General features: G+C 36.9%; 11 protein-coding genes. 4 read left to right on the top strand and 7 right to left on the bottom strand.

What is annotated here, in order from left to right; genetic code table 11:
* Nucleotides 1-14 precede the first annotated feature (14 nt).
* The 4 genes from ACJJVJ_RS11275 to ACJJVJ_RS11260 all read right to left on the bottom strand — a co-directional run bounded on the left by ACJJVJ_RS11275 (nucleotide 15) and on the right by ACJJVJ_RS11260 (nucleotide 4,652).
* The gene (locus tag ACJJVJ_RS11275; protein ID WP_405370346.1) at nucleotides 15-1,025 is read right to left on the bottom strand and encodes a vWA domain-containing protein; all 1,011 of its coding nucleotides are present in this window, start codon (nucleotides 1,023-1,025) and stop codon (nucleotides 15-17) included.
* Entirely contained in the window at nucleotides 1,025-2,674 is a 1,650-nt protein-coding gene (locus ACJJVJ_RS11270; RefSeq protein ID WP_405370345.1) for a hypothetical protein, read from the bottom strand. The genes ACJJVJ_RS11275 and ACJJVJ_RS11270 overlap by 1 nt, the downstream gene beginning before the upstream one ends.
* On the bottom strand, nucleotides 2,671-3,534 hold the full coding sequence (locus ACJJVJ_RS11265) for a DUF58 domain-containing protein (protein WP_104514017.1): 864 nt from the start codon (nucleotides 3,532-3,534) through the stop codon (nucleotides 2,671-2,673). Before ACJJVJ_RS11265 ends, ACJJVJ_RS11270 begins: the two co-directional genes overlap by 4 nt.
* Before the next feature lie 113 nt (nucleotides 3,535-3,647).
* The gene (locus tag ACJJVJ_RS11260; RefSeq protein ID WP_104514706.1) at nucleotides 3,648-4,652 is read right to left on the bottom strand and encodes a MoxR family ATPase; all 1,005 of its coding nucleotides are present in this window, start codon (nucleotides 4,650-4,652) and stop codon (nucleotides 3,648-3,650) included.
* A gap of 244 nt (nucleotides 4,653-4,896) precedes the next feature.
* Here ACJJVJ_RS11260 and ACJJVJ_RS11255 point away from each other — a divergent pair, with 244 nt between their 5' ends.
* From ACJJVJ_RS11255 to ACJJVJ_RS11240, 4 genes are all read left to right on the top strand, one after another.
* Complete coding sequence (locus ACJJVJ_RS11255; protein WP_405370343.1) at nucleotides 4,897-5,649, top strand: SDR family NAD(P)-dependent oxidoreductase; 753 nt, start codon at nucleotides 4,897-4,899, stop codon at nucleotides 5,647-5,649.
* Nucleotides 5,650-5,698: 49 nt separating this feature from the next.
* Nucleotides 5,699-6,085 (top strand): hypothetical protein, encoded by a 387-nt coding sequence (locus tag ACJJVJ_RS11250; protein ID WP_405370341.1) that lies wholly within the window; start codon nucleotides 5,699-5,701, stop codon nucleotides 6,083-6,085.
* Between the two features lie 2 nt (nucleotides 6,086-6,087).
* On the top strand, nucleotides 6,088-7,062 hold the full coding sequence (gene hemB / locus ACJJVJ_RS11245; protein WP_104514020.1) for a porphobilinogen synthase: 975 nt from the start codon (nucleotides 6,088-6,090) through the stop codon (nucleotides 7,060-7,062).
* 102 nt (nucleotides 7,063-7,164) lie between these two features.
* Nucleotides 7,165-7,638, top strand: coding sequence for a regulatory protein RecX (locus ACJJVJ_RS11240; protein ID WP_405370339.1), 474 nt, complete (start codon nucleotides 7,165-7,167; stop codon nucleotides 7,636-7,638).
* Here ACJJVJ_RS11240 and ACJJVJ_RS11235 read toward each other — a convergent pair.
* The 3 genes from ACJJVJ_RS11235 to ACJJVJ_RS11225 all read right to left on the bottom strand — a co-directional run bounded on the left by ACJJVJ_RS11235 (nucleotide 7,628) and on the right by ACJJVJ_RS11225 (nucleotide 10,877).
* Complete coding sequence (locus ACJJVJ_RS11235; RefSeq protein WP_405370337.1) at nucleotides 7,628-8,500, bottom strand: cupin-like domain-containing protein; 873 nt, start codon at nucleotides 8,498-8,500, stop codon at nucleotides 7,628-7,630. The genes ACJJVJ_RS11240 and ACJJVJ_RS11235 overlap by 11 nt on opposite strands.
* A gap of 50 nt (nucleotides 8,501-8,550) precedes the next feature.
* On the bottom strand, nucleotides 8,551-9,639 hold the full coding sequence (bioB, locus tag ACJJVJ_RS11230) for a biotin synthase BioB (RefSeq protein ID WP_405370335.1): 1,089 nt from the start codon (nucleotides 9,637-9,639) through the stop codon (nucleotides 8,551-8,553).
* A 110-nt stretch (nucleotides 9,640-9,749) separates the two neighbouring features.
* Nucleotides 9,750-10,877: a beta-ketoacyl synthase N-terminal-like domain-containing protein gene (locus ACJJVJ_RS11225; protein ID WP_405370333.1), complete on the bottom strand. Its 1,128-nt coding sequence runs from the start codon at nucleotides 10,875-10,877 to the stop codon at nucleotides 9,750-9,752.
* Nucleotides 10,878-10,970: the final 93 nt, after the last annotated feature.

Below are 10,970 nucleotides of genomic sequence, written 5' to 3'. Positions count from 1 at the left end.
ATAGTTGCAATCAATTAAGCCGCCGTTTTAAAAATGGTATACCTCAATAACATCTCTACACCTATTAACATCAATGCTAGTAAAACTAGGTCGCGGTATTTTTCTTCTACATTGTAGAATTCAAATTGTTCGATTTCTGTTTTTTCTAGCTTATCAATTTCGGCATAGATTTCTTTTAGTTTCTTATTATTATCAGCTCTAAAGTATTTACCACCTGTATCTGCAGCAATTTGTTTCATTAATTCTTCATCGATTTCTACTGGCGCCATCTTAAATTGAAATCTGCCGTTAGGTAATTGTGCATATGGAGATGGCGCATTACCATTAGTACCTATCCCTACAGTATAAACCTTAATACCAAATTCTACAGCCAGCTCACTTGCTATTTTAGGATCTAAAAAACCGCTATTATTGACCCCATCGGTCATTAAAATAATCACTTTACTTAGCGCCTCACTTTCTTTAAGTCGGTTCACTGCTGTGGCGAGCCCCATTCCTATTGCTGTACCATTTTCTAGAACACCGTCAAATTTAATATCCTTAATTGCCTTAAGTGATATGGTTTTATCTGTAGTAATAGGTGTTTTAGTGTAGCTTTCTCCTGCATAAACCACGACTCCTATCCTATCGCTAGGCCTACCGTTTATAAAATCTGCAGCGACTTCCTTAGTTGCTTCTAATCTATTAGGTTCAAAATCTCGAGCCAGCATACTTGCACTTACATCTACCGCAAGAACTATATCGATTCCATTTGTAGTTTTAGTCTTTGTGGTAACGTCTGTAGTTTGTGGTCTTGCTAGCGCCACAATTATTAATGTTAATGCGAGTAAACGCAATAAAAACAATACAGGTCTTAATTTACCTAATAGAGATCTGCCTGGTTGAAAACCTTTAATAGTAGACACTTTAACCTGTGCATTTTGCCTTCTAAAAGTCCAGATGTAAAAACCTATCGCTAGCGGTAAAAGCAGCAACAACCAAAACATCTCTGGTGAGGCAAATTTGATATTTGTAAACCAGTCCATTATTCCTTTTCTTTCTTTTTACCATCGTCAAAGGATGGGAACGTAATTGAACTTCTAACTCTTTCTCTCAATATTCTACCGTACTCACGATCGCGATTCTCCTCATCATCTTTTAAGTTACTAATGATAATTTGATCTATACCTATTTTATTTGCCATCATAAGAATCTCGTATTCATAATCCTTATCATCTAGTTTATAAGTACCATCTAAAGAAACTCCTTTTACACCATTTATCTCTACCTCATCTTCTAGCATAAGAATATCTGTAGCCCCTAGTCCATCAAGAACTTTGGTCATGTTATCTCGTACTACGGCAGGTGGCAACTGGTCATCTTCTTTAAAACCGTCTCCTTTTAATGTGAAAGTGATAACACCTACGTAAAAGTCATCAGAGATTTCACCTGTTGCAAACTGGTCTATAGATGTAGACATCAATTTAAATTGATCTCCTAATGTAGTCGTGTCCTGACGTACTAAAATATCTGGCGAGTTTAATTGAACAGGCGGCATACCGTAGTCACTAGTTAACCAGGTTTGCTCTGTAAGATCGCGTTGTGCGTTACCGAACACTTTATCTTTTACATTATCAAAACCTATGACATAGCTCCATATTCCCATGGCAATAGCAAGTGCAACGATTCCTATACCGACACCTATCAATATATTGCGAGTACGTTTTTTTATTTCTTGTTTACGTCTATAACGCGCATCTTGCATGAGCTCTTCTTCAGTAGGCGGTGGCAGTACTTTATGGATATTATTGATAATTTCCATGGTGCGCTGTCTATCTTCTTTGGCACTTATTGCGTCACCACTAGCGGTTGCAAATTTTACCAAATCGGCTTTTTGAAGAATTTCTTCTAATCGAGATTGCGTTTTATCTGTAATATGCATGCCTTTTTCTGACATGGCTATTTTCAATTCTTTTATTAGCTGTCCTGTTGTACTTTCTAGTGTATGACCATAAACCTTAGAGTCTATATACCTTCTTATAATATAGGTAAGCTCTGTATAATATTCTTTCCACTGGCGGTTATCTAAGTAAGAGCCTTCGTCTAGTAATTTTAAACGATACTTAGTCCACTCATAAGGTTGTAACGTCTCTTCATAGGTTTTTTCTTCTCGTTTTCGCGTAAGCAAAACAACAGCGATAATAACTGGTATTAAAAGTAACAACCACCACATCCATCCATAAGATGCTGTAGATTTATCTTCTATATCTACATAACCCTTGATAGGGAACATACCCTGTTTAGTAGTATCTACTTCTACCTCACGCACACTTATAAGTATAGAATCTGATTTTAAACGACGGTCATTTTTAAGAATTTCTAATCTAGGCACCCAGTAATCACCAGAATCAAATTGTGTTACACCATACTGTTTAAAGAGTCTAATTTTATCTGCCATCCTTAGACTGTCTACAGGATAACTTTGTAACACCTCTAGTGCGCCCATGGTTTGCTGCTCTGGAAAGATGATCAAATCTCCCAGATCTGCATCGACACTTATGCCCAGTTTTACTTCTTCACCTATTTTAATAAGGTCCCGATCTACAGTTGTAGCCACCTCAGTTTTATCCTGAGTCTGGGCTGTAGTTATGGCAACGCATAATAAAAATAATATGTATACTAGTTTTTTAATCATCGTGCTTTGAAGTATCCTAATAATTTCTTTGTGTAATTCTCTCTAGTTTCTAGATCTATAGCGCCTGCGTCAGATCTAGTAAATGCTTCTTTAAAATAGGCAGCGCTCTCTTTATGATAAGCTGCATATTTATTACGTACAGATTTAGAACTGGTATTAATCAATTGTGATTGCCCTGTTTCTTGATCTTTAAACTGGACTAGACCCATTTTAGGCATGACCGTCTCACGCTCATCATAAACTCTAATTCCTGTGACGTCGTGTTTGCGACCTGCTATTTGTAATGTCTTTTTATAATCGGTGCTCATAAAATCTGACATCACAAAAACGATTGCTTTTTTCTTAAGCACACCAGCTAGAAACTTTAAAGCTCCTGCTATATCTGTAGCCTTACCTTTAGGTTGAAATTCTAGCAATTCTCGTATAATTCTAAGAATATGAAATTTCCCTTTCTTAGGCGGAATGAACAATTCTACCTGATCAGAAAATAGAAGCAAACCTACCTTATCATTATTCTGCATCGCACTAAAAGCTAGTGTTGCACACAATTCTGTAATGATCTCTTTTTTGATTTGCTCTTGTGTACCAAAAAGTGTCGACCCACTTATGTCTGCAACCAGCATGAGGGTAAGCTCGCGCTCTTCTTCAAATACTTTTATATATGGCTCACTATAACGAGCAGTTACATTCCAGTCTATATTACGTACGTCATCACCGAACTGGTACTGTCGCACCTCACTAAAAGTCATTCCACGACCTTTAAAAGCACTATGATACTCGCCACCAAATACTGCGTCGCTTAAACGACGAGTCTTGATCTCGATTTTACGTACTTTTTTAAGAAGTTCTTGTGTATTCATACAGCGTGTACTCTATATCAGTTAATTGAAATTGATTTTTTATCAGCATCAATAGATTATGAACGACTCTATTTTTTCAAGAATCAACACCTATTGATTTTATTTCAATAGAACTATGGTACCTCGATCGTGTTTACGATCTTGTTTACTATATCTTCAGTTGTGTAGTTCTCAGCTTCGGCCTCATAAGTAATACCTATTCTGTGACGCAATACGTCTAGTACTACTGCACGCACATCTTCTGGCACAACATAACCACGTCGCTTAATAAATGCATAACATTTTGCAGCTTTGGCAAGGTTAATAGATCCACGAGGTGATGCTCCAAATGAGATCAACGGCTTCAAGTCTGCCAGATTATATTTTTCCGGATAACGAGTCGCAAATATGATATCTAGAATATACTTCTCGATCTTCTCGTCCATATATACGATTTCTACCGCATCTTGAGCGCGTAAAATTTGCTCTACAGACACTACAGCGTTAGGCTCTGTAAAGTCTTTTTTTAGATTTGCTCGCATTATGTATTGCTCGTCTGCAATAGTTGGGTAATCTATTACCGTTTTTAACATAAAACGGTCCATTTGCGCTTCTGGTAATGGATAAGTACCTTCTTGATCTACTGGGTTTTGAGTTGCCATTACTAAGAATGGTTTCTGTAATTTAAAAGTCTCATCACCTATAGTAACCTGCTTCTCTTGCATGGCTTCTAGTAGAGCACTTTGCACCTTTGCTGGCGCACGGTTTATCTCATCTGCAAGGACAAAGTTTGCAAAAATAGGCCCTTTCTTGATGTTGAATTCACCATCCTTCATGTTATAGATTAATGTCCCCACAACATCTGCCGGTAATAAATCTGGTGTAAACTGTATTCTTGAAAAAGATCCACTTACCGCCTTAGAAAGAGTCGTAATAGCAAGTGTCTTTGCTAGTCCAGGTACACCTTCTAATAGAATGTGCCCGCGACCTAAAAGACCTATAAGCAATCGTTCTATCATGTATTGTTGACCTACAATTACCTTGTTCATTTCATTAACAAGTAATTCTACGAACTGGCTTTCTTGTGCTACCTTTTCATTGATACTCGCAATATCTACCTGCGTGCTTTGTTGATCCATAATAGTATTTTCTTTAATCTTATTAATTGCAAAAATGTCCAAACATTAAATTTTGAACTGTTTAAAAGCTGTTAAAATTAGCCCTACATCTGTGACTACCAAATTTAAAGAAGGTCTCATTGATAAACTTCACAGAAGTATACTTTTATGTTATCGATTGTTAACGTTACCGCTTTCGCGAAAGCGAGGTTAAAATAAACATCTTGCTAACACCTTTTCCCTACTTTTGTACAAAGAACCTGATATGAAAACTGCTTTAATTACTGGCGCAACTAGTGGAATAGGACTGGCAACCGCACAAACTCTAGCCGATAACAATTATGCCCTTGTACTTTGTGGACGTAACGAAGAGAAGCTGGCCGAATTAAAAGAAGAGCTTTCTGAACTCGTTCCTGTGGAGACTTTATGCTTTGATGTACGTGATAAAGAAAAAGTAGAAGAACAAATTAACAGTCTTACAGAATTCCCTTTTAATGAGATCAATATCCTAATAAATAATGCAGGTAACGCTCATGGACTGGACCCTATAGATAAAGGTAACCTAGAAGATTGGGACGCTATGATGGATATAAATGTAAAAGGATTGCTTTATGTAAGTCATGCGATTATACCTAAAATGAGAGAACGTAAAAACGGACATATCATCAACATAGGTTCTACCGCTGGTAAAGAAGTGTACCCAAATGGGAACGTGTATTGTGGCTCTAAGCACGCTGTAGACGCTATCACTACAGGTATGCGACTGGACTTAAACCCATATAACATAAGAGTAGGTGCTGTAAATCCAGGACTGGTACAGACTAATTTTAGTGAGGTGCGATTTAAAGGAGATAAAGAACGTGCTGACAAAGTATACCAAGGTTACATGGCTTTACAACCACAAGATGTTGCAGAGGTTATTCTATTTGCCGTAACACGACCACCGCATGTTAACATTGCAGACTTGACTGTGATGTGTACCTCACAGGCAAGTAGCGTAGTGTTGAAGAAAGACTAGAAACACCTTTCTTATCAAAGCTTTTAAAAGAAGATAAAATAAACAAATCATGAAAAAATTAATCCTCTTACTGAGCATTATACTTCTTGCGTCATGCACACAAGAAGTAGAACCTACTATCGAAAATATGAATTCTATTTTTGAAAGCAAAGATTTTACTATCGAGTATCATCTGACAGATGCAAGGGTAGAATCAATGAGTTTTATTGAAGACATTTTAGTTTACAAAGCAAATGATAGTGTGGTAAGAAAAACAATCTCCTTTGATGAGGCATTACTGATTAACCAACTTATCCAAGAAAAATTTAAACAACACGACAGTAATAATAAGGAAACCCCTTCTATAATTGTATTAAATACGGCAAAGAAGGTAACTTTGAAAATTCCTAACTATGAGGTGGACTACCTCAATTTAATTAACAAATTAGACCTATAAATATGTTCCCATTAAGAAGAAACAGAAGATTAAGAACTAGCCCAGCTGTAAGATCTTTAGTACAACAAACGTTGATCTCACCTAATGATTTTATAGTACCATTATTTGTAGTAGAAGGAAATGGCATCAAGGAAGAAATAGCCTCTATGCCGGACTATTACCGATACAGTCTAGATCTTTTAAAGAAAGAAGTACAATTATTATGGGACATGGGATTAAAAAGCGTCTTACTCTTTGTTAAAGTACCAGACCATTTAAAAGACAACAAAGGGACCGAGGCTATTAATAAAGATGGACTGATGCAACGAGCTATTAAAACCGTTAAGGATGTTGCACCAGGAATGTATGTAATGACAGATGTGGCTCTGGATCCTTTTTCTAGTTTTGGTCATGATGGAATAGTAGAGAATAACAAAATTCTTAATGATGCTACTTGCGAGGTACTTGCACAAATGAGTATTTCTCATGCACAAGCTGGTGCAGACATGCTCGCACCTAGCGACATGATGGACGGTCGTATTCTTTACATAAGAGAAGCACTGGAGGAAGAAGGGTTTACAGATACTGGAATCATGAGTTATTCTGCAAAATATGCTAGTGCTTTTTACGGTCCTTTTAGAGATGCACTGGATAGCGCACCAGGGTTTGGAGATAAAAAAACCTATCAAATGGATCCTGCAAATCGAAATGAAGCCATAAAAGAAACTTTAATGGATATCGATGAAGGAGCAGATATCGTTATGGTAAAACCTGGATTATGTTACCTAGACATAGTTAGAGATATTAAAAACGAAGTAGATGTTCCTGTAAGCGTGTATCAAGTAAGTGGAGAATATTCCATGCTTAAAGCTGCTGCAGAAAAAGGATGGTTAAATCATGATGCCGTAATGATGGAACAAACTATCGCTATTAAAAGAGCTGGAGCAGATTTAATAGCTAGTTATTTTGCAAAAGATGTAGTGAAGTTGATTTCATAAATAAGAACAAATTTTATCCCCTAAAGCTAGAATTAATTCTACCCTTAGGGGATTTTCTTTAAAACCATCAATTACCATTAGTTTTAGAACTTTTAAAAACCAATGCCCAAAGATTCTTACACCGTAGAAGAAGCGACTCGTTCCATTGAGCGATACTGTGCCTATCAAGAGCGCTGTCATAAAGATGTGGAGGATAAGTTAAAAAGCATGGGTATTATTCAACTAGCAATAGATGAAATCATACCCCACTTGATCCATCACAAATTCTTGAATGAAACACGTTATGCCGAGGCTTTTGCAAGAGGTAAGTTCCGTATTAAACAATGGGGAAGAGTGCGTATAGTACGCGAACTTAAAATGAAAGGCCTTAATGAACGTACTATAAAGATAGGACTCAAAGAGATATCTGATGTCGATTATGAGATTGCTTTGGATACGCTTTCGCGAAAGCGATTACAACAAATAACTACCGAAAATGATAAATATAAAAAGCGTAAAAAACTTGCCGATTACCTGCTCTATAGAGGCTGGGAAAGCCACCTAGTTTATGCAAAAGCTGTAGAGCTTATTCCTTGATATTTAGATTTTCGTGGGTTCTAATTATCGCTTTTTCATTTTTATAATCTATCCACTCCTGTCCTTTACGTTTGCGCATAAAGTTATCATAATGACGCATAAACAGTAAATTATAAAGCGCTTTACTTAAATTTTTAATCTTTCTAGGATAAGAACGCAAACTTATAGAAAACCCAGGCGTTAGGTAATGCATGTAATGCCAGTATCCCTCGGGCATATACAACATCTCGCCATGATTAAGCTCACATACAAAACCTTGTGCCTGTTTTAAAGCTGGCCATTTTTCAAAATCTGGATTTGAGAAATCTATATCTTCTCTAGCAATTAAAGAATGTGGCACTCTATATAAATAAGGCGACTGATCTGGAGGAAAAATCACACATCTCTTTTTACCATGGAAATGGAAGTGAAGAATGTTAGTGAAATCTATATCAAAATGCATAAAAACCTTAGAGTCCGTACCACCGAAGAACATCATCGGTAAACCCTTGATCAATCGCATTCCTAATTTAGGGAATTTAAAATCTGTCTGAAGTGCCGGAACCTCGCTCATAATATTATAGAGGAAGATTCTGAAATTAGTAGGTTTCTTTTTAAGAAGATCTACATATTCAGACATCTTCATCTCTGCGTGTGCTTGGTTAAAACCCTCGTCATGTTTTACAGGACGGTCATCATAAAGAGGCACGGTTTTATCTCCAGCAACTTGCTTTATATATTCTAGATTCCATTTTTTATAAGCGGGCCAGTCTTGAGTTAATTTTTCAATAACTACAGGGCGCTGTGGCTTGAGATAATTTTTTATAAAATCATCTTTACTTATCGTGGAAACACGCGGTATTTGTTTAAGGTTGAGTTGCATAAATAGCGTACAAACTTAAGTAATGAAACAAAGAAAGTCTACGTAGTTAACTATGCTTTAACGGCTTTACCAGCTTGTTTAGCCTCCTCATTACGCTCGATCTTGTGACCTGGACGAGACCATTTAGGCTTTTCACCTTGATCCTGATATTCAGAATATTGAGCTTCTACCGTTTCTGGTTGTGCCTTTTTTACAAATGGTTTCATAGGCTCTAGTCCTAATAATTCAAACATTTTCATGTCTTCATTCACATCTGGATTAGGTGTGGTAAGTAATTTATCACCTGCAAATATAGAATTAGCTCCTGCAAAGAAACACATCGCCTGTCCTTCTCTAGACATGTCTGTTCTACCAGCACTTAGTCTTACCTGTGTTTGTGGCATTACTATACGCGTAGTAGCAACCATACGTATCATTTCCCAAATAGAAACAGGTTGTTGCTCCTCAAGTGGTGTACCTTCTACGGCAACAAGTGCGTTGATAGGTGTACTTTCTGGTTGTGGGCTTAAACTAGCTAGTGCAACTAACATACCTGCACGATCTTCTATATTTTCTCCCATACCTATAATACCACCACTACATACGGTAACATTAGTTTTACGTACGTTATCTATAGTATCTAGTCTGTCTTGGTAGCCACGAGTAGAAATTACTTCTTTATAATACTCTTCAGAACTGTCTAAGTTGTGATTATAAGCATATAATCCAGCCTCTGCTAGACGGTGTGCCTGGTTTTCAGTGATCATACCTAGAGTACAACACACTTCCATATCTAATTTATTAATAGTACGTACCATTTCTAACACTTGGTCAAATTCTGGCCCGTCTTTTACATTTCTCCATGCTGCTCCCATACATACACGAGAACTACCACTAGATTTTGCTCTTAAAGCCTGTGCTTTTACTTGTTGCACAGACATTAAATCATTTCCTTCTACGTCGGTATGATAACGAGCTGCCTGTGGACAGTACCCACAATCTTCTGGACAACCGCCAGTTTTAATAGAAAGAAGCGTAGAAACTTGTACCTGATTAGGATTGTGAAATTCTCTATGAATAGTCGCCGCATCATATAACAAATTCATAATAGGTCTGTTATAAACTTCTAATATTTCTTCTTTAGTCCAGTCGTGTCTCATAATCGTATTCTACGTTAAAAAGGTAAAAATAAGGTTTCCTTAAGTAATAGCTACAATGAATTAATGTTAAAGAAAAGCACTTATTATTATCAAATTATTAGTTTTTAATTCTAGTATAATTTTTCTATCAGTAAACTTACTGCATTACCACCAAAGCCAGTCGCGTTGATTAAAATGCGTTTAGGTATTCTAACATCTCCACGCGGATTCACAAATGAATCTTCTAAAAATGGAACAGTAAACATACTCTGGGATTGCAACATTTCTATTCCCATAGCTAGATTAAGCGCACTACTTGCACCTAGCGCATGACCTAATTGCCATTTATTATTACATAAACGCGGATATTGATCTCCGAAAACGCTCTTAATCGCAGTAAACTCTGCTCTATCTCCTTTTATTGTTCCAGGTGCATGAGTGATAATTGCATCTACATCTTCTAGATTCATATGCTGTGTTGCCTGCCTCATTGATTCTTGAAGACAGTCTCCACTAGCGGTTACAGATGTTGCACTAGCTAGTTTTTCTATAGCGCTACCGTAACCTGTTATTTTTGCAACACTGTTATTATCTTCTTTAGAAAGTAAAAACACAGCAGCAGCTTCTCCTAGAATCATGGAGTTTTGTGTCTTATCTAGATCCAGTGCTTTACATGGATACTGATCGGTATCTCGTGAATATATGCGTAAAGCTTGCATTTGACTCACTGTAAATGGTGTTAATGGCGCTTCACTACCACCAGCTATAAAGCTAGTCGCCATACCACTTTCTAGCCATGCAATAGCATTAAGTATCGCATGAGATGCCGTTGCGCAGGTAATACTATGTGAAAAAGCAGTTCCTTTAAGACCTAGATCTTGTGCTACCCAACTCGATATATTACCTAGTGTAGTTAATGGAGATGTTGCCGTTGGTACGGTTCCGCTTTCGCGAAAGCGAGAATAAAACTCTTCCCATAAACCAGTTGCACCACGACTAGAACCTATATTAATGCCCGTTTGTGATGGAACATTTTTTAAAGAACTAGCTGATAATAACGCCAGTTGCACACTACGGTCCAAGGATCTATACGATTCATTTTCTTTTAAAAATGCATTTAACTGAGATTCTTTTTCGCTAGAAATAGGACCTACCCAAGCACTGTCTTTTTTATTAAAAAAACTAGTTTCTTGTTGATCTTTAAAAGAGTCTACCGCAGCTACCATGGCTGCATCGTTAATATATATAGGGTTTTTCACAAGCTTATTTACGACTGCAAAAATCGTGAAAAGAACTTAGATTAAAAATCTATTAATAAGTTCTTTTATACCGTTTCAACACAGATTGTTAGA

The organism is Nonlabens sp. Asnod2-A12, assembly GCF_045063745.1.
GTDB lineage: Bacteria > Bacteroidota > Bacteroidia > Flavobacteriales > Flavobacteriaceae > Nonlabens > Nonlabens xylanidelens.
This window is presented reverse-complemented; position numbering and strand designations above follow the sequence as displayed.